Origin of the sequence: Duganella vulcania (assembly GCF_009857655.1) — a bacterium.
Classification (GTDB): Bacteria; Pseudomonadota; Gammaproteobacteria; order Burkholderiales; family Burkholderiaceae_D; genus Rugamonas; species Rugamonas vulcania.
The window spans coordinates 32887-50478 of the sequence record NZ_WWCX01000022.1; the positions used below are offsets into that span (position 1 = coordinate 32887).

Genomic DNA, 17592 nt, shown 5'->3' on the forward strand with positions numbered 1-17592 from the left:
GATTACAGCTCGACAGACAGGCGCGACAACAGATCGGCGTGGGCCGAGGCGTTGACTTCGCGCTTGAGGATTTGCTCGGCGCCCTTCACAGCCAGGTCAGCCACCTGAGCGCGCAGCGCTTCGCGCGCCTTGGCCAGTTGCTGATCGGCGTCGGCCTTGGCTTGCGCAATGATGCGGTCCGCTTCGGCTTGTGCATTAGCTTTGATTTCTTCTGCCACCAGTTGCGCGCGCTTTTCAGCGTCGGCAACGCGTTGCGAAGCTTCTTCGCGTGCACCTGCCAGCGCTTCGCTGGCGCGCTTCTCAGCCACTACCATCGCTTGCTGGCCTTGGTCGGCCGCAGCCAGACCGTCAGCGATACGCTTGGCACGCTCATCCAACGCTGCATTCAGCGATGGAAATACGAACTTCATCGAAACCCAGACCAACACCGCGAAGGTGATCATCTGACCGATGAGAGACATATTGATGTCCATACCTTTGCTCCTAACTAAAAGTTTCTCCTAGAAGGGAGCGAATTAATGTGCTGCCAGAACAGCTGCCAGGAATGGGTTGCTGAAGGTGTACAGCAGAGCAACGCCGACGCCGATCATCGAGATCGCATCCAGCAGACCGGCGATAACGAACAGTTTGGTTTGCAGTTGTGGCATCAGTTCTGGTTGACGAGCCGAAGCTTCCAGGAATTTGCCGCCCAGAATTGCGAAACCGAGTGCGGTGCCGATAGCGGCCAGGCCGATGATGATTGCTGCGGCCAGAACGGTCATGCTTTGTACTTGTGCGATCAGAGCTTGCATTGAATTTCTCCTAAGATTTTAAAAAAGACTACGATACTGAAAAGTTAAAAACGATTTGTTGCTTAGTGCTTCTCAACCGCGAGGCTCAGGTACACGACAGTCAACGCCATAAACACAAACGCTTGCAGGGTCACCACCAGGATGTGGAAGATAACCCAAGGACCACCCAGCAGCCACTGCGCCCACCATGGCAGCAGAGCGATCAGAATGAACAGCAGCTCGCCGGCATACATATTGCCGAAGAGTCGCAGCGACAGCGACAGTGGCTTGGCCAGCAACTCGATCATCTGGAAGATGAAGTTGACCGGGGCCAGCACGACAGCCATGAAGCCATGGGCGTGGAACGGCGCGGTCAGCAACTCTTTACCCCAGCCGCCGAGACCTTTGGCTTTGATCGAGAAACCAATAATGCACAGCATGACGCCGAACGACATGCCGAAAGTGTGGTTGACGTCCGCGGTCGGCACGACTCGCAGCTTGTGGACGCCAAAGTAGCCAAGAATCTTAGGCAGCAGATCGACCGGCAGGAAGTCCATCGCGTTCATCAGCCAAACCCAGCAGAAGATCGTGATGGCCAGCGGCGCGATAACCTTGCTCTTGGCGTGGAATGCGGAATTGACGACTTCGTTCACCAGCTCCATGATGGCTTCGACGAAGTTTTGCAGCTTGCCCGGCACGCCGGCGGTCGCACGGCGCGAGGCCATGTAGAACACGCCGAGGAAAATCATGCCCAGAACGGCCGAAACCCAGAACGTATCCAGGTTGAAGGTGGCGTCAGCATTCTTGAGATGGCTCAGGTGATGCTGGATGTACTCAATGGAGGTGGGCGCTTCGTGTGCCCCTACAGCGTTTTCTGTGGTCATAAAAGTATTAGATTTTGGTGATTAAATTGCGAGCAGTGAAAACCAATAGGCTAAGGTTGCCACCGCGAAACCCAAGATCAGCCATAACCAAGAGGCCGACTGAAACAGCGCCAGTGCCAAAATAAACAGCACTACCGTGATAAATATTTTTACAACTTCGGCGCGTACATGCGACCGGAAAGCTTTTTTGGCGTCATTTGTTCCGCCCGCAACAATCATCGCGTACATCAGACTCCCGATGACTGCGATTGCTCCGCCATAGGCGGCCGACCAAGCTTTGAGTACTCCGCCCAAGTTCCAGGCGAGCAAGGCGAATCCAGTGGCGATAGCTAACTGGAGGGCGACGACTTTAAAAATCGGCTTTGAAATACTCGTCGAATCACTCATCTGGCGAGCTCCAAAAAAAGCCGATAAAACCCAAAGACACGGGATTATATGTGTCTTTACTGTATCACGTCAAACATTGCTGCACCGCAGCAGAGCAATTGGTGCACGAAAGCGACGCTTTTATAAACAATTCCGCGCCGGTTGCACCAAGTTGGAACCAGTTAAGCGTTTTCGTTTTTTCAGAGCATTTTGGGGTCAAGTCTGACATTCGGACACGGCCTCTGCCGTAACGACGGTCTACGGCCGAGTTCGTGTCCGAATGTCAGACTTGACCCCAATTTTGTCAGGCGCGCAGGCGGGCGAGGACGCCGTCGAGGATGTCCAGGTCGGCGAAGTCGATGATCATCTGGCCGCGGCCCTTGCTGCCCATCTTGAAGACGACCGGCGTGGCCAGCTTGTCCGACAATTCTTCTTCCAGGCGGACGATATCGCCGGATTTCTCCTTTTGACGCGCTTCGACCGGCGACGCTTTTTGATCTTCCAGCGTTTTTGCCACCAATTTTTCCGTTTCACGCACGGATAACCGCTTGGCGATGACCATGTTGGCAAGGTTGATCTGGGTCGCGGCGTCCACCGACAGCAAGGCGCGGGCGTGGCCCATGTCGATATCGCCTGCCATCAACATGGTCTGGACCGCATTGGCCAGGTTCATCAGGCGCAGCAGGTTGGACACGGCGCTGCGCGAACGGCCGACGGCGGTGGCCGCCTGCTCGTGCGTGAAGCTGAAGTCGGTGATCAGGCGGTGGATGCCCTGCGCCTCCTCCAGCGGATTGAGATCCTCGCGCTGCATGTTCTCGATCAGCGCCATCGCGGCGGCGGCCTGGTCGTCGACGTCGCGCACCAAAACAGGGAGCACTTCCAGGCCGGCGATTTGCGCGGCGCGGAAGCGGCGTTCGCCGGCGATGATCTCGTACTTGGTGGCGCCGGTCAGCTTGTCGGTGCCGACCGGACGGACCAGGATCGGTTGCATGATGCCCTGGGTCTTGATCGATGCGGCCAGCTCCTGCAGGCCGCCCTCGTCCATGCGGGTGCGCGGCTGGTATTTACCGGCCTGCATTTGCGTGACCGGCAGTTCGGACGGCGTGTTCGCGTCCGGGGTGGTGATGTCGCCGTCGCCGCCGAGCAGCGCTTCCAGGCCGCGACCCAGGCCTTTGAGTTTTTTGGTTGCCATGTGATTGCCTTACATTTTCTTGATGCGCTTGACCATCTCGGCGCCAAAGGCGATGTACGCCTGCGCTCCCTTGGAGGATGGGTCGAAGGTGACGCCCGGCAGGCCGTACGACGGCGCTTCGGCCAGCCGCACGTTGCGGGGGATGATGGTTTTGAAGACCTTGTCGCCGAAGTGCTGCTCCAGCTGGGCCGACACTTGCTGCGACAGCGTCATGCGCGGATCGAACATCACGCGCAGCAGGCCGATGATCTTCAGGTCCGGGTTCAGGTTGGCGTGCACCTTCTTGATGGTGTTGACCAGGTCGGACAGCCCTTCCAGCGCGTAGTACTCGCACTGCATCGGGATGATGACGCCGTGCGCGGCGCACAGGCCGTTCAGGGTCAGCATCGACAGCGCGGGCGGGCAGTCGATCAGGATGAAGTCGTACTCCTTGTCGACCACGGCCAGCGCGTCCTTCAGGCGGCGCTCGCGGTTGTCCAGCGAGACCATCTCGACTTCGGCGCCGGCCAGCTCGCGGTTGGAGGGCAGGACGTCGAACTGTCCCGGCTCCGAACGCTGGCGCGCGGTGGCCACGTCGGACTCGCCCAGCATCACCTCATAGGTCGACGCAGGCAGGCCCGCCTTGTTGATGCCCGCACCCATCGTGGCGTTGCCTTGCGGGTCCAGGTCGACCAGCAATACCCGCTGGCCCAGCTTTGCCAATCCGGCGGCCAGGTTTACCGTCGTGGTGGTTTTCCCCACACCACCCTTTTGATTCGCTACGCAAAAAATTTTCGCCATGTATTTCTTTGTGTTGTGCTTCTTAATTATTTATACTATTAAAACGATATAAACGATTTATACTGTTTATACAGAATAAACTGTATAAACCGTTTATATCGTATAAATCATTTACTTGGTTTCGGCCTGGATGAATACCAGGTGGCGCTCCGCGTCCAGCCCCGGCACTTCCAAAGGTTCCAGTTTCTGCACTTTCCATGGCTCTGGCAGCCGCTCGCGCTCCTCTGCCGGCGCCGTCCCTTTCAGGGCAATGAATCGCCCGCCCTCTTGCAGCAGGTGCCCGGACCAGTTGACGAAGTCGGACAGGTCGGCGAACGCCCGCGAGGTGATGACGTCGAACTTGGTCTTCACTTCCAGCTGCTCCACGCGCTTGGTGTACACCGTCACGTTGGCCAGGCCCAGCTCCGCCTTCACCTGGTTCAGGAAGGCGGTCTTCTTGTGCACCGTGTCGATCATCGACACTTTCATGTCCGGACGGCTGATCGCCAGCACCATGCCCGGCAGGCCGCCCCCTGCTCCCACGTCCAGCACGTTGGCCGCGCCAGCGAAAGCGGGCACCGCGGCCAGCGAATCGAGCACGTGCAAGGTGACCATCTGCATCGGATCGCGCACCGAGGTCAGGTTGTACACCGCATTCCACTTGTTCAGCAGCGCCAGGTAGTCCAGCAATTTCTCCACCTGGTCGTCGCCGAGGTCCAGCTTCAGACTGTTGATGCCTTGTTTTAAAACATCCGCGAGTACCGCACGGTCAAACACCTTCATTGAACAGCCTCATCTTTTTGCGCATTATCTTGACTAACAAAACCGCCGAAACCGGCCTTTTTCAGGTGCACCAGCAGCAGCGAGATCGCGGCCGGCGTCACGCCGGAAATCCGCGATGCCTGGCCCAGCGTTTCCGGACGCTGCGCGTGCAGCTTCTGGCGCACCTCCACCGACAGCGCGGTGATGTCCAGGTAGCTGAAACCTTCCGGCAATTTCAGGTTTTCGTAGTGCTCGTGGCGCTCGACTTCCTTGGTCTGGCGGTCGATATAGCCCGAATATTTGAGCTGGATTTCCACCTGTTCGCGCACCGCTTCGTCGCTGACGCCGGGGCCGGCCAGCTCGCGGCCGTCAATGCCGGACAGGCTCATCAGCTTGTCGTAGTCGACGCCGGGACGGGCCAGCAGGTTGGCCAGCGAGTATTCGCGCTCGATCGCCTGGCCGATGACGCGCTCGGATTCGGCCGCTTCCAGGATGCGCGGATTCACCCACGTGGAACGCAGGCGCTCCAGCTCACGCGCGACGGCTTCGCGTTTGGTCTCGAAGGCTTCCCATTGCGCATCGCCGACGCAGCCCAGCTTGCGGCCGATTTCGGTCAGGCGCATGTCGGCGTTGTCTTCACGCAGGCTGAGGCGGTACTCGGCGCGGCTGGTGAACATGCGGTACGGTTCCATCACGCCCTGCGTGACCAGGTCGTCGACCATCACGCCCAGGTAGGCTTCGGAACGGGCCGGCGTCCAGGCTTCGCGGCCTTGGGTTTGCAGCGCGGCGTTGATGCCGGCCAGCATGCCCTGCGCAGCCGCTTCCTCGTAGCCGGTGGTGCCGTTGATCTGGCCGGCGAAGTACAGGCCGTTGATGGCCTTGGTTTCCAGCGATGCCTTGAGGCCGCGCGGGTCGAAATAATCGTATTCGATGGCGTAGCCGGGACGCAAAATGTGGGCGTTTTCCATGCCCTTCATCGAGCGCACCAGGTTGATTTGCACGTCGAACGGCAGGCTGGTGGAGATGCCGTTTGGATAGAATTCGTTGGTGGTCAGGCCTTCCGGTTCCAGGAAAATCTGGTGCGATTCCTTGGCCGAGAAGCGGTGGATCTTGTCTTCGATCGACGGGCAGTAGCGCGGGCCGATGCCTTCGATGACGCCGGTGTACATCGGGCTGCGGTCCAGGCCGGCGCGGATGATGTCGTGGGTCTGGGTGTTGGTGTGCGTGACCCAGCACGGCATCTGCTGCGGATGCATGGAGGCCTTGCCCATCACCGAGAACACCGGCACCGGATCGAGGTCGCCGGGCTGTTCGGTCATCAGCGAGAAGTCGATGCTGCGGCCGTCGATGCGCGGCGGCGTGCCGGTCTTCAGGCGGCCTTGCGGCAGCTTCAGTTCCTTCAGGCGGGCCGACAGCGAGATCGCCGGTGGATCGCCGGCGCGGCCGGCCGAGTAGTTCTGCAAGCCGACGTGGATCTTACCGTCGAGGAAAGTGCCGGCGGTCAGCACCACGGCGGGCGCCAGGAACTGCAGGCCGATCTGGGTGACGGCGCCGATGACGCGGTCGCCCTCCACCATCAGGTCGTCCACGGCCTGCTGGAACAGCCACAGGTTGGGCTGGTTTTCCAGGCGCGAACGGATGGCTTGCTTGTACAGCATGCGGTCGGCCTGGGCGCGAGTGGCGCGCACGGCAGGGCCTTTGGACGAATTCAGGATACGGAACTGGATGCCCGACTCATCGGTGGCGATGGCCATGGCGCCGCCCATGGCGTCGACTTCCTTGACCAGATGGCCTTTGCCGATACCGCCGATGGAGGGATTGCACGACATCTGGCCCAGCGTCTCAATGTTATGCGTGAGCAGCAGAGTCTTCTGGCCCATGCGGGCCGAAGCGAGGGCGGCCTCGGTGCCGGCGTGACCACCACCGACGACGATGACGTCGAATTTTGTAGGAAATAGCATGTTGGAATTGGTTAAAGCGAAGGGATCAAGCTCAGATTATAGAGTCTTTTTGCTGCTGCGACTTTTTTAAGCAAAAAAATATCGCTGGATTGTTCCACGTGAAACATTAAAAAAGGGCGCTTATCGTTCCCAATAAGCGCCCTTCCTTTGTTCCACGTGAAACAGTGTCACCACCGCAACCATGCATCGTAGCCAGTTTTTATGATCAGGATGGTGACCACGACCAGGAACAGCTTGCGTACGAAGCCGCTTCCGTGTTTCATCGCCATGCGCGAGCCGATGATGGAACCGGCGATCTGCGCCACCGCCATGGTCGCGCCCAGTTGCCAGATCAAGTGGCCGCTGTAGCCGAACCAGACCAGCGCGGCAAAGTTGCAGGCCACGTTGACGATCTTGGCCACGGCCGACGCGCCGAGGAAGTCGAAGCCGAAGATGCGCACGAACAGGAATACCAGGAAGCTGCCCGTGCCGGGGCCGAAGAAACCGTCGTAGAAGCCGATGCCGGCGCCGATCACCAGCGCCAGCGCCTGCTCCCTGGCGCCCGAGTGCATAGGTGCGTGGACGCTGCCGAAATCCTTCTTGGCGAAGGTATAGATGGCGACCGCCACCAGCACGACCGGCAACAGCAGGCGCATGAAGTCGGCCGAGACCTTGGTGACGGTATAGGCGCCGAGGAAGGCGAAGATCAGCGCGGCCAGGGCGGCCGGCGTCGCCACCGACCAGGCAATGGCGACCCGGCGCGCATAGCTGACCGCCGCGACGCTGGTGCCGAAGATGCTGGCCAGCTTGTTGGTGCCGATCAGCGTGGCGGGCGCCATGTTGGGAAACACCGAGAACATGGCCGGGAGTTGTATCAGTCCGCCGCCCCCAACCACCGCATCCACCAGACCCGCACCGAACGCTGCCACACCCAACACCAGATAATCGACCATCGCCTTGCAATCCTCAACCATGTAAAGGTTACATTGTACGGAAGAAATTCAATGCGGCTTATGCGCATGCTGCATGGCCCGGGCGGGCGCAAATCAGGTAAGCTTCACGTGAAATCCACCACCCTGGAGCCGCCATGACCGACTTCCCAGCGTTCGCCTTCAGCACCGTCGCCCACATCGTTTCCGAACTCGGCGCAGCCGGCCGGCTAGGCGAGCACATCGCCCAGCGCTTCCCGGTGGCCACGCGCGCCCTCCTCGTCACCGATCCCGGCTTCCTGAAAACCGGCCTGGTCGATGCGCCGGCCGCCAGCCTGCGCGCGGCGGGACTGGCGGTGGCGATCTATTCCAACGTGGTGGCGGACCCGCCGGAGGCAGTGGTGCTGGAAGCTGTCGCAGCCGCCCGCGAGCACCGGGCCGACATCGTCATCGGGCTCGGCGGCGGCAGTTCGATGGACGTCGCCAAGCTGATCGCCGTGCTGGCCGGCAGCGACCAGCCGATCAGCGCGATCTACGGCATCGGCAATGTGAAGGGGACGCGGCTGCCGCTGGTGCAGATTCCGACCACCGCCGGCACCGGTTCGGAGGTGACCAACATCGCCATCGTCACCACCGGGGCTACCACAAAAATGGGCGTCGTCGCGCCGCAACTCTATGCCGATCTTGCATTGCTGGACGCCGAACTGACGCTCGGCCTGCCGCCCATGGTCACCGCCGCGACCGGCATCGACGCGATGGTGCACGCGATCGAGGCCTACACCAGCCGCCATAAAAAGAACCCGCTGTCCGACATCTTTGCGCGCAAGGCGCTGAGACTGCTGTCAGCCAACCTGATCCGTGCCTGCGAAAACGGCGGCGACCTGGCGGCGCGCCAGGCCATGCTGCTGGGTGCGATGCTGGCCGGGCAGGCGTTCTCGAACGCGCCGGTGGCTGCGGTGCATGCGCTGGCGTATCCGATAGGCGGCATCTTCCACGTGCCGCATGGGCTGTCGAACTCGCTGGTGCTGCCGCACGTGCTGCGCTTCAATGCGCCCGAGGCGGCCGCGCTGTATGCGGAACTGGCGAAGATCGTCGTGCCCCAGGCCAGCGGCAGTGTCGAGGCGAGGGCGGAGGCGTTGGTTGTTGCGATGCAGCAAATAGCCATCATCACCGGGATAGAGCGGACGTTGCAGCAGGTGGGAATCAGGGAAACGGACCTGGACCGGCTGGCGGATGACGCCATGCTCCAGACCCGCTTGTTGGGGAATAACCCCCGCACCGTCACGCGCGACGATGCGAGGGCAATCTACGCGGCGGCCTTGTAGACCTTAGTTGGGCACATCGACCGTGGTGCCGCTGACCGTGATCGCGTTGGCGCCGGGCGTAGCGGCGATGGGCGGCACGTTGGCCACGGTGACCGGCGTGGTGTTGTCGGCCCGCGGCACCGTGCGCACCACCTGCGACGAGGGCAGCGGCGTCGCCGAGCTGCGCAGGTTGGCCAGCATCGCATCGAGCGCACGGAACAGGTAGACGTGCAGCGGCACGATGTTGGCCGGCAGCGCGTTGGTGAAGGAATCGAAGTGGTTGGCGTTGGTCACCTCGATGTAGCGCAGCTTGCTCGCCGAACCTTCCACCGCCGCGTTCAAGCCCAGGTACGCCCGTGACGCGAAGTTCACCGGAATCAGCGTATCGCTGCGGCCCTGCACGATGATGGCAGGCTTGCCGTGCAGATTGCCGGTCGCGGCCACCTCGGCCATGCCGGCCTTCACGCGTGCGCTCTGCGCCGCCAGCGTGCCGCTCAGCGCGCCGCCGGTGACGGGATCGACACCAGTGGCCAGCGAACGCAGGCACAGGAAGCCGTCCAGCGACTGGTCCGCCAGGCTGCTGCTCGGTGACACGCCAAAGTTGTAGGCCTTGGCGCCGCCCACAGAATCCTCATAGACCACGCTGCCGACGATGCCGTTCTGGGTCGCGAAGCTGCTGGCCTTTTGCGCGGCCGTGAACGCCACCGGGGAGCCGGTCGCGTCAGTGGGGGCGAACGAGAATCCGCACAGCTTGTCCGTCACCGAGAACTTTCCGTAGGCATTCGCATACGTCACCGCCACCAGGATGTTGGTGCCGGCGTGCGCCGCTTGCAGGATGTCGGAATCGGCCAGCCAGCCGTAGGCCTTCAGGCGCGCCTTGGCGTCCGCTTGTTGCGACGCCAGGTCGGTGCCGGTCAACAAGCCTTTGGCGGCCAGCGCCGTGCAGCGGCCAGGCGCGGCAGCGGTGGAGGCGATGCAGGGCTGGTACAGCGCCGCATACGTCGAATAGTCGAACAGCGCCTTGCCCTGCCCTGTCGCGCTGACGCCGCCCTGGCGCACCGTATAGCCGGTGGCGGTCTTGGGCTGCACCTGCGGCTCGGTGGCCGCCACGCCGCCGATCAGTCCCTTCGTGTCCTGTTCCGCGGCCAGCAGGGCCGAGCCGGCGCCGTTGGAGATGCTGGAGGCGATCGTCACTGTGTTCTTCGGCGTCAGGCGCACGATGTGGCTCTTGTTGTCCTTGGCCAGCACGCCATACTTTTCGTTGAGCACGTAGAAGGCGAATTCGAGCGATTGCAGGGTGAACTTGCCCCAGTCTTTTTCCGGGTTCTGCTGCGAGTGCGCGTGCTTGAAGGCGATGCGCCCAGGCAATGATGAGGCGAAGGCGGCGCGGTCGGCATCGCTCAGGGCCGGCGCGAACATGGCGTTCTTGCCGGCCGCGGCGCGGGTGGCGCGCACGCCGCTTTGCAGGTTCACGCTGTCGTCGTCGAAGGTGTAGAGGCCGGTGCCGCTGCCCTTGTCGGCGTACGCCACCGCGCAGTTGTTCTTCAGGCCCCATTCGCCGGCGCTGCCGATGGCGCCGTACACGCCGCGCGATCCGCTCGACGTGCCGGTGACGATGCAGGGGTTGTTGACGTCGAAGCCGTTCGGGATCTGCACCATCAGGGTCACGTTCTGGTTGCCGGTGCCGTCGTCGGAGTAGGCGATGTACTCGGTGCCGGCGATCATGCCCTGCCCCGTCCCAGCCACGCCCCTGGCGTCCACGTTCGGGCCATACAAGGTGCCATAGCCGCTGTTGATGTTGATGTCGAGCACGGCGCGGTAGTTGGCGTAGATGGCGTTGCGCCGCAGCTCGGCGGCCGTGGGATTGGACGGGTCGGCATACGCCGGCGCGGTGGGGGCTGCCAGGCCGGTGGCGCCCAGGCCGGCGGTCAGCAGGTCGTCGGTGGTGCCGTCGTAGGTCTTGCTGCTGATGGTGCCCAGATACGCCGGCAGCACGTTTACATCCTCGGCCGTGTCGTGCTCGTTGGCACCGCAGGCGGTCAGCGCAATGCCGGCCAGCGCCAGCGTGATTTTCTTGATGTGCATGTCATCCTCTATGTCGATAAAAAGTTACGGACGGACTACTCCCACTCCGGCCTGCGGCCAGACGAAATGTACTACCGGTGAAATAAAAACGCCGGACAGAACGTCCGGCGTGTGTGCTGCATCAAGCTGCTTTTTTGGCGCCGCCGAGGCCGAACTTGGCGACGATCTCACCGACTATGCCGCGCCGGAACAACAGCACGCAAACGATGAAGATGAAACCAACCACCATGTTGACCGCTTCGCCGATGGTGTTGAACCATTCGATGCCGGTATGCGAGACCATGAAGATGCCGAAATCGCCCAGCTTGTTCTCCAGCGCGATGATGAGGATGGCGCCCAGCACTGGACCGGCCAGCGTGCCCATGCCGCCCACCAGGGTCATCAGGATCACCAGGCCGGACATGCTCCAGTGGACATCGGTCAGCGTTTCAAAACCCTGTACCAGCATGTTGGACGCGCCCGCCAGGCCGGCCAGCGCGGCCGACAGCACGAAGGCCAGCAGCTTGTACTTGTCCACATCGTAGCCCAGCGAAATCGCGCGCGGCTCGTTTTCCTTGATCGCCTTCAGCACCTGGCCGAACGGCGAATGCACGGTGCGAACGATCAGCATGAAGGCAAGCACGGCGATGCCCAGCACGAAGAAGTACAGCGCGGTGTCGTTGGTCAGGTCGACCATGCCCAGCAGTTTTCCACGTGGAACGCCCTGCAGGCCGTCCTCGCCGCCGGTGAAGTCCCCTGCGCGCAGCGCGCCGAAGTACACCATCTGCGCCAGCGCCAGCGTGATCATCGAGAAGTAGATACCCTGGCGGCGGATCGCCAGCGCGCCCATCACCAGACCGATGAGGGCGCCGGCCGCGACGCCGGCCAGCAGGCCCAGCTCGACCGGCCAGCCCCATACCTTCATCGCGTTGCCGGCCACATAGCCGGCGGCGCCGAAGAACGCCGCGTGGCCGAACGACAGCAAACCGGTGAAGCCGATCAGCAGGTTGAAGGCGCTGGCGAACAACGCAAAGCACAGCAGCTTGGCCAGGAACACCGGATAGCCGACAAACGGCGCCGCCAGCGCGATCGCGAAGGCGACGAGATAACCTAGGTTTTTATTCATCTGCGGCCTCTTATTTTTCTTTACCGAACAAGCCGGCTGGACGGATCAGCAACACCACGACCATCACCAGGAACACCACCGTCGACGAAAACTCGGGGTAGAACACCTTGGTCAGGCCCTCGATCACGCCCAGGCCGAGACCGGTCACGATGGAGCCCATGATCGAACCCATGCCACCGATCACTACAACGGCGAATACGACGATAATCAGGTTCTGACCCATCAGGGGCTGCACCTGGATCACGGGGGCCGCCAGCACCCCTGCAAAGCCCGCCAAAGCGACGCCGAAGCCGTAGGTAAGCGTGACCATCAACGGAACATTGATACCGAACGCCTCCACCAGCTTGGGATTCTCGGTGCCGGCGCGCAAGTAGGCGCCCAGTTTGGTCTTTTCGATGACGAACCAGGTCGACAGGCACACCGCCAGCGACGCCACCACCACCCAGGCGCGGTAGTTCGGCAGCACCATGAAGCCGAGGTCGGTCGAGCCCGCCAGCGCCTCCGGCACCTGGAAAGGCTGGCCGGACACGCCGTAGAACGAACGGAACACGCCTTCCACCAGCAGCGTGATGCCGAAGGTCAGCAGCAGGCCGTAAAGATGGTCCAGCTTGTAGAGCCAGCGCAGCATGGTTTTTTCGATGACGATGCCGAACACGCCGACGATCAGCGGCGCCAGCACCAGCATCACCCAGTAGTTCAGGCCGAGATAGGCCATGCCCATCCAGGCGACAAACGCGCCCATCATGTAGAGCGCGCCGTGCGAGAAATTAATCACGTTCAGCAGGCCGAAGATCACCGCCAGGCCGAGCGACAGCATGGCATAGAAGGAGCCGTTGACCAGGCCCAGCATCAGCTGGCTCATAATCATGGGCAAGGGATAGCCGAATATTTCCATGAGATCACAATATAAAGGTCACCGTCCCGGACGGGATGGCGCGACACCAGAAAAAGGCCGGGCAAGGGCGCCCGGCCTGTGTGCAACTCAGCTTATTTCCACAGGGAGCATTTGGTTTCCGCCTTGGTGGCGTAAGCCTGGTCGCCCGGAATGGTGGCGACGACTTTGTAGTAGTCCCATGGATATTTCGATTCCGACGGCTTCTTCACTTCCATCAGGTACATATCGTGGACCATGCGGCCGTCCGGACGGATCACGCCGTTCTTGGCGAACATGTCGTTGATCTTGTTCGCTTTCAGGTAGGCCATGACCTTGTCGGTGTCGTCGGTGCCGACGGCCTTGACCGCCTTCAGGTAGTTGGCCGCCGCCGAGTAGTCGGCCGCCTGCAGCATCGACGGTTCCTTCTTCATTTTGGCGAAGTAGCGCTTCGACCAGGCGCGAGTGTCGGCATTCGCATCCCAGTACCAACCGTCGGTCAGGTACATGCCCTGGGTCAGGTTCAGGCCCAGCGAGTGGACATCGTTAATGAAGATCAGCAAGCCCGCCAGTTTCATCTTCTTGGTGATGCCGAACTCGTTGGCGGCCTTGATCGAGTTGATCGCATCGCCGCCGGCGTTGGCCAGGCCGAGGATCTGCGCGCCCGACGATTGCGCCTGCAGCAGGAAGGACGAGAAGTCCGACGCCGACAGCGGATGCTTGACCGAGCCCAGCACCTTGCCGCCGTTGGCTTTCACCACGTCCGCCGTATCTTTTTCCAGCGACTGGCCGAAGGCGTAGTCGGCGGTCAGGAAGTACCAGCTCTTGCCGCCCTGCTTGACGATGGCGCCGCCGGTGCCGCGCGCCAGCGCGATGGTGTCGTAGGCGTAGTGGACCGTGTATGGCGAGCATTCCTCGTTGGTCAAACGGGCCGAGCCGGCGCCGATCGAGATGAAGATTTTTTTCTTCTCGGCCGCGACCTTGGCCATGGCCAGGTTGGCGCCCGAGTTGGTGCCGCCGATCAGCATGTCGACGCCCTGCTGGTCGAACCATTCGCGCGCCTTGGACGCGGCGATGTCGGCCTTGTTCTGGTGGTCGGCGGAGATGAACTCGACCTTTTTACCGGCGATGACCACGCCGGCGTCGGCAATCGCCATCTTGATTGCCTCGGCACCGCCGGCGCCGTCGATGTCCGTGTAGAGGCCGGACATGTCGGTGATCATGCCGATCTTGATGGTGTCGCCGGAAACCTGGGCTTGGGCAGCAAAGGACAGGCCGAATGCGCACACGGCGGTGGCTGCGATGGTGATGGCTTTGAGTTTCATTTTGTCTCCGTTCGTTCAAGAAGTAGTGCTGGTCTATTTTTTGTACACTTACTCAGACACCCAGAAGCTCGGTCAGGACCGGCATCTTGGCGCTCAATTCCGATGCAACAAAGGTCTCGACGATCTGACCATGTTCCATCACATAAAACCGGTCCGCCAGCGGGGCGGCAAACCGGAAATTCTGTTCCACCATGACGATGGTGTAGCCCTTGGCCTTGAGCGTGGTGATCATCCGCGCCAGTCCCTGCACAATGACCGGCGCCAGGCCCTCGGAGATTTCATCGAGCAGCAGCAGGCGCGCGCCGGTGCGCAGGATGCGCGCCACCGCCAGCATCTGCTGCTCGCCGCCGGACAGCCGGGTTCCCTGGCTGTGCTTGCGCTCTTCCAGGTTGGGGAACATCGCGTAGATTTCCTCGACCGACATGCCCTTCTCGCCGGTGGCCAGTTGCGGCGGCAACATCAGGTTTTCCTCGGTCGACAGCGACGAGAAAATGCCGCGCTCTTCCGGGCAATAGCCGATGCCGAGGTGGGCGATTTTATGCGTCGGGAAGCCGATCGCTTCCACGCCGTTGACCTTGATCGAGCCCTTGCGCGCACCGGTCAGGCCCATGATCGCGCGCAGCGTGGTGGTGCGGCCGGCGCCGTTGCGGCCCAGCAGCGTCACCACTTCGCCCGGCTGCACCGTCAGGTTCACGTCGTGCAAAATATGCGATTCGCCGTACCAGGTTTGCAGGTTGGAGATTTCCAGAGCGGCGGCCATCAGTGGGCTCCTTCCAGCACTGCGGCTTCGGTACCCATATAGGCTTCCATCACTTGTGGATTACTTGAAACTTCGGCATAGGTGCCTTCCGCCAGCATCGCGCCGCGCTGCAAAACGGAAATCTTGTCGCAGATGCCGGACACCACTTTCATATTGTGTTCGACCATCAGAATGGTGCGGCCTGCCGACACTTTTTTGATCAGCTCCGTCACGCGGTGCACGTCCTCGTGGCCCATGCCCTGGGTCGGTTCGTCCAGCAGCATCAGCTCCGGCTCCATCGCCAGCGTGGTGGCGATTTCCAAAGCGCGCTTGCGGCCGTAAGGCATATCGACGGTGATGGTGTCCGCGAACTCGGTCAGGTCGACCTCGGCCAGCAGTTGCATCGCGCGGTCGTTGAGCTTGTTCAGCGACCGTTCGCTCTGCCAGAAATTGAAGCTGGTGCCGAGCTGGCGCTGCAATCCGATGCGGACATTTTGCAGCACCGTCAGGTGCGGAAAGACTGCGGAAATCTGGAAGGAACGGATCACGCCCATGCGGGCGATCTGCGCCGGCTTGGCGAAGGTGATGTCCTTGTCGTTGAAAAGAATCTGGCCCGAGGTGGGTACCAGAAACTTGGTGAGCAAATTGAAGCATGTGGTTTTACCGGCGCCATTGGGGCCGATCAGCGCGTGGATGTGGCCGCGCTGCACTTTCAAATTCACATCATTGACCGCGGTAAAACCTTTGAATTCCTTGGTCAAGTGCTTTGTTTCCAAGATAACGCCGGACATCCTGTCTCCTAGTTATTCTTTTCAAACTACTAAATTTTTTTAAATCATACACAGTAACAAATTGGCTAACAATACAGTATAACTACGGTCTGCTTTTGATCTAGACCTAGCGAATACAGGGTTTCATTTCCACTCTGAACGAATCAGCTCTGAAGCTTTCTCCGCGATCATAATCGTCGGTGAATTGGTATTTCCCGAGGTGATAAACGGCATGACGGAAGCATCAACCACGCGCAATCCTTGTATGCCAATTACACGCAAGGCGCTGTCCACGACGGCGCTCCGGTCATCGGCGCGGCCCATTTTGCAGGTGCCTACCGGATGGAAAATCGTGGTGCCGATCGCGCCTGCGGCCGCCGCCAATTCTTCCTCGGTGCGGTAGTGAACACCTGGCTTGTATTCTTCCGGCGCATAAGGTTTCAACGCCGGCGCGGCGACGATCTGGCGCGTCAAAGTCAACGCGTCGGCGGCGACTTTGCGGTCTTCCGGCGTGCTCAAATACATCGGTGAAATCTTCGGTGGCGCGTACGAATCGGCGCTGGCAATGCGCACGTGGCCGCGCGAGGTCGGCCGCAGATTGCAAACGCTGGCCGTGAATGCGGGGAATGCGTGCAAGGGTTCGCCGAACTTTTCCAGCGACAGCGGCTGCACGTGGTACTGCAGATTCGGCGTGGCCTGCGTGGAATCGGAACGCGCAAAAGCACCCAGCTGCGAAGGTGCCATCGACATCGGCCCGCTCTGGAACATCGCGTATTCAAGGCCGATTTTCATCTTGCCGTACCAGCTGGACGCCATCGTGTTCAACGTACGGGCGCCGCCGCCGAGCTTGTAAATCATGCGCAGCTGCAGATGGTCTTGCAGGTTTTCGCCGACGCCGGGCAAGTCGGCCAGCGGCGCGATGCCGTGCTCGCGCAAACGGTCCGCCGCGCCGATGCCAGAGCACTGCAAAATTTGTGGAGAACCAACGGCGCCAGCCGCCAGCAGGGTTTCTTTGTCGGCGGTGGCGGTGAAGTGCGTGCCGCCGCCGGTGAAAATCACGCCTTTGCACACCGGTCCGCGATCGCTCATTTCGATCTGCAAACGTTCCACGTGGCAGCCGGTCATGATGGTCAGGTTGGGCCGCATCGACACCGGTTTCAAAAACGCCTTCGCCGTATTCCAGCGGATGCCGCGCTTTTGATTGACGTCGAAATAGCCGCAGCCGGCGTTGTCGCCGCGATTGAAGTCATCCACTTTCTGGATGCCGGTTTGCTCCGCCGCGTCGCGAAACGCGTCGAGAATTTTCCACGACAAGCGCTGCTTTTCCACGCGCCATGGACCGCCGGCGCCGTGCAATTCGGAAGCGCCGCCGTGATAATCCTCGCTCTTTTTAAACAGCGGCAGCACCGACGACCAGCGCCAGCTGTCGTCGCCGGTCAGCTCGGCCCAGCGGTCGTAATCTCCAGCCTGGCCGCGCATGTAGATCATGCCGTTGATCGAGGAACTGCCACCCAGCACTTTGCCGCGCGGGTAAAGCAGGCTGCGCCCGCCCAGGCCAGGATCGGCCTCGGTGCGGAACATCCAATCGGTCCGCGGATTATCTATGCAATGCAGATAACCAACGGGAATATGGATCCACACATAATCGTCTTTGCCACCTGCCTCGATCAGCAGGACATTCGCGTTTCTGTTCGCGCTCAACCGGTTTGCCAATACGCAGCCAGCCGAGCCTGCACCAATGATGATGTAATCGTAAATGCCTGCTGATTCCAAAAACGTCTCCTCCAAGAG

Annotated in this window: 17 protein-coding genes; 1 reads left to right on the forward strand and 16 read right to left on the reverse strand. The window is 61.1% G+C overall.

The genetic code is table 11. From position 1 onward, the window contains the following. Nucleotides 1-2: 2 nt before the first annotated feature. The 9 genes from GTP90_RS14810 to GTP90_RS14850 form a co-directional block, all read right to left on the reverse strand. Complete coding sequence (locus GTP90_RS14810; protein WP_117012356.1) at nt 3-473, reverse strand: F0F1 ATP synthase subunit B; 471 nt, start codon at nt 471-473, stop codon at nt 3-5. 42 nt (nt 474-515) lie between these two features. Beyond that, entirely contained in the window at nt 516-791 is a 276-nt protein-coding gene (gene atpE, locus GTP90_RS14815; protein WP_008443432.1) for a F0F1 ATP synthase subunit C, read from the reverse strand. A 62-nt stretch (nt 792-853) separates the two neighbouring features. Further along, the gene (gene atpB, locus GTP90_RS14820; RefSeq protein ID WP_161084275.1) at nt 854-1654 is read right to left on the reverse strand and encodes a F0F1 ATP synthase subunit A; all 801 of its coding nucleotides are present in this window, start codon (nt 1652-1654) and stop codon (nt 854-856) included. 21 nt (nt 1655-1675) lie between these two features. Next, nucleotides 1676-2041, reverse strand: coding sequence for an ATP synthase subunit I (locus GTP90_RS14825; RefSeq protein ID WP_161084276.1), 366 nt, complete (start codon nt 2039-2041; stop codon nt 1676-1678). Between the two features lie 283 nt (nt 2042-2324). Then, nucleotides 2325-3212, reverse strand: a complete 888-nt coding sequence (locus GTP90_RS14830) for a ParB/RepB/Spo0J family partition protein (protein WP_161084277.1) — start codon at nt 3210-3212, stop codon at nt 2325-2327. A 9-nt stretch (nt 3213-3221) separates the two neighbouring features. Next, entirely contained in the window at nt 3222-3992 is a 771-nt protein-coding gene (locus GTP90_RS14835; protein WP_117012353.1) for a ParA family protein, read from the reverse strand. Nucleotides 3993-4103: 111 nt separating this feature from the next. Next, complete coding sequence (gene rsmG / locus GTP90_RS14840) at nt 4104-4754, reverse strand: 16S rRNA (guanine(527)-N(7))-methyltransferase RsmG (RefSeq protein WP_161084278.1); 651 nt, start codon at nt 4752-4754, stop codon at nt 4104-4106. Beyond that, nucleotides 4751-6694, reverse strand: a complete 1944-nt coding sequence (mnmG, locus tag GTP90_RS14845) for a tRNA uridine-5-carboxymethylaminomethyl(34) synthesis enzyme MnmG (protein ID WP_161084279.1) — start codon at nt 6692-6694, stop codon at nt 4751-4753. The genes rsmG and mnmG overlap by 4 nt, the downstream gene beginning before the upstream one ends. 167 nt (nt 6695-6861) lie before the next feature. After that, a complete protein-coding gene (locus GTP90_RS14850) occupies nt 6862-7626 on the reverse strand; it encodes a sulfite exporter TauE/SafE family protein (RefSeq protein WP_161084314.1) in 765 nt (254 codons plus the stop codon). Between the two features lie 134 nt (nt 7627-7760). Here GTP90_RS14850 and GTP90_RS14855 point away from each other — a divergent pair, with 134 nt between their 5' ends. Next, nucleotides 7761-8927, forward strand: coding sequence for an iron-containing alcohol dehydrogenase (locus GTP90_RS14855; protein WP_161084280.1), 1167 nt, complete (start codon nt 7761-7763; stop codon nt 8925-8927). Nucleotides 8928-8930: 3 nt separating this feature from the next. On the opposite strand, the gene GTP90_RS14860 is transcribed toward GTP90_RS14855, so the two are convergent. The 7 genes from GTP90_RS14860 to GTP90_RS14890 all read right to left on the reverse strand — a co-directional run bounded on the left by GTP90_RS14860 (nt 8931) and on the right by GTP90_RS14890 (nt 17574). Further along, complete coding sequence (locus GTP90_RS14860; RefSeq protein WP_161084281.1) at nt 8931-10991, reverse strand: 3-hydroxybutyrate oligomer hydrolase family protein; 2061 nt, start codon at nt 10989-10991, stop codon at nt 8931-8933. 121 nt (nt 10992-11112) lie between these two features. Beyond that, complete coding sequence (locus GTP90_RS14865) at nt 11113-12096, reverse strand: branched-chain amino acid ABC transporter permease (RefSeq protein ID WP_161084282.1); 984 nt, start codon at nt 12094-12096, stop codon at nt 11113-11115. 10 nt (nt 12097-12106) lie between these two features. Beyond that, the gene (locus GTP90_RS14870) at nt 12107-12991 is read right to left on the reverse strand and encodes a branched-chain amino acid ABC transporter permease (RefSeq protein ID WP_161084283.1); all 885 of its coding nucleotides are present in this window, start codon (nt 12989-12991) and stop codon (nt 12107-12109) included. Between the two features lie 92 nt (nt 12992-13083). Continuing rightward, the gene (locus GTP90_RS14875) at nt 13084-14292 is read right to left on the reverse strand and encodes an ABC transporter substrate-binding protein (RefSeq protein WP_161084284.1); all 1209 of its coding nucleotides are present in this window, start codon (nt 14290-14292) and stop codon (nt 13084-13086) included. Nucleotides 14293-14344: 52 nt separating this feature from the next. Next, nucleotides 14345-15052 carry an ABC transporter ATP-binding protein gene (locus GTP90_RS14880; RefSeq protein WP_117012345.1) on the reverse strand — a complete coding sequence of 236 codons (708 nt, stop codon included), beginning with the start codon at nt 15050-15052 and terminating at the stop codon, nt 14345-14347. After that, on the reverse strand, nt 15052-15822 hold the full coding sequence (locus GTP90_RS14885) for an ABC transporter ATP-binding protein (RefSeq protein ID WP_117012344.1): 771 nt from the start codon (nt 15820-15822) through the stop codon (nt 15052-15054). Before GTP90_RS14885 ends, GTP90_RS14880 begins: the two co-directional genes overlap by 1 nt. Nucleotides 15823-15945: 123 nt before the next feature. Continuing rightward, nucleotides 15946-17574: a GMC family oxidoreductase gene (locus tag GTP90_RS14890; RefSeq protein ID WP_161084285.1), complete on the reverse strand. Its 1629-nt coding sequence runs from the start codon at nt 17572-17574 to the stop codon at nt 15946-15948. Between the last annotated feature and the right edge of the window lie 18 nt (nt 17575-17592).

What these genes read in the sequence shown, in the direction of transcription:
- GTP90_RS14810 (WP_117012356.1), bottom strand. Translation starts at nt 473, where the DNA reads ATGGACATCAATATGTCTCTCATCGGTCAGATGATCACCTTCGCGGTG.
- atpE (WP_008443432.1), bottom strand. Translation starts at nt 791, where the DNA reads ATGCAAGCTCTGATCGCACAAGTACAAAGCATGACCGTTCTGGCCGCA.
- atpB (WP_161084275.1), bottom strand. Translation starts at nt 1,654, where the DNA reads ATGACCACAGAAAACGCTGTAGGGGCACACGAAGCGCCCACCTCCATT.
- GTP90_RS14825 (WP_161084276.1), bottom strand. Translation starts at nt 2,041, where the DNA reads ATGAGTGATTCGACGAGTATTTCAAAGCCGATTTTTAAAGTCGTCGCC.
- GTP90_RS14830 (WP_161084277.1), bottom strand. Translation starts at nt 3,212, where the DNA reads ATGGCAACCAAAAAACTCAAAGGCCTGGGTCGCGGCCTGGAAGCGCTG.
- GTP90_RS14835 (WP_117012353.1), bottom strand. Translation starts at nt 3,992, where the DNA reads ATGGCGAAAATTTTTTGCGTAGCGAATCAAAAGGGTGGTGTGGGGAAA.
- rsmG (WP_161084278.1), bottom strand. Translation starts at nt 4,754, where the DNA reads ATGAAGGTGTTTGACCGTGCGGTACTCGCGGATGTTTTAAAACAAGGC.
- mnmG (WP_161084279.1), bottom strand. Translation starts at nt 6,694, where the DNA reads ATGCTATTTCCTACAAAATTCGACGTCATCGTCGTCGGTGGTGGTCAC.
- GTP90_RS14850 (WP_161084314.1), bottom strand. Translation starts at nt 7,626, where the DNA reads ATGGTCGATTATCTGGTGTTGGGTGTGGCAGCGTTCGGTGCGGGTCTG.
- GTP90_RS14855 (WP_161084280.1), top strand. Translation starts at nt 7,761, where the DNA reads ATGACCGACTTCCCAGCGTTCGCCTTCAGCACCGTCGCCCACATCGTT.
- GTP90_RS14860 (WP_161084281.1), bottom strand. Translation starts at nt 10,991, where the DNA reads ATGCACATCAAGAAAATCACGCTGGCGCTGGCCGGCATTGCGCTGACC.
- GTP90_RS14865 (WP_161084282.1), bottom strand. Translation starts at nt 12,096, where the DNA reads ATGAATAAAAACCTAGGTTATCTCGTCGCCTTCGCGATCGCGCTGGCG.
- GTP90_RS14870 (WP_161084283.1), bottom strand. Translation starts at nt 12,991, where the DNA reads ATGGAAATATTCGGCTATCCCTTGCCCATGATTATGAGCCAGCTGATG.
- GTP90_RS14875 (WP_161084284.1), bottom strand. Translation starts at nt 14,292, where the DNA reads ATGAAACTCAAAGCCATCACCATCGCAGCCACCGCCGTGTGCGCATTC.
- GTP90_RS14880 (WP_117012345.1), bottom strand. Translation starts at nt 15,052, where the DNA reads ATGGCCGCCGCTCTGGAAATCTCCAACCTGCAAACCTGGTACGGCGAA.
- GTP90_RS14885 (WP_117012344.1), bottom strand. Translation starts at nt 15,822, where the DNA reads ATGTCCGGCGTTATCTTGGAAACAAAGCACTTGACCAAGGAATTCAAA.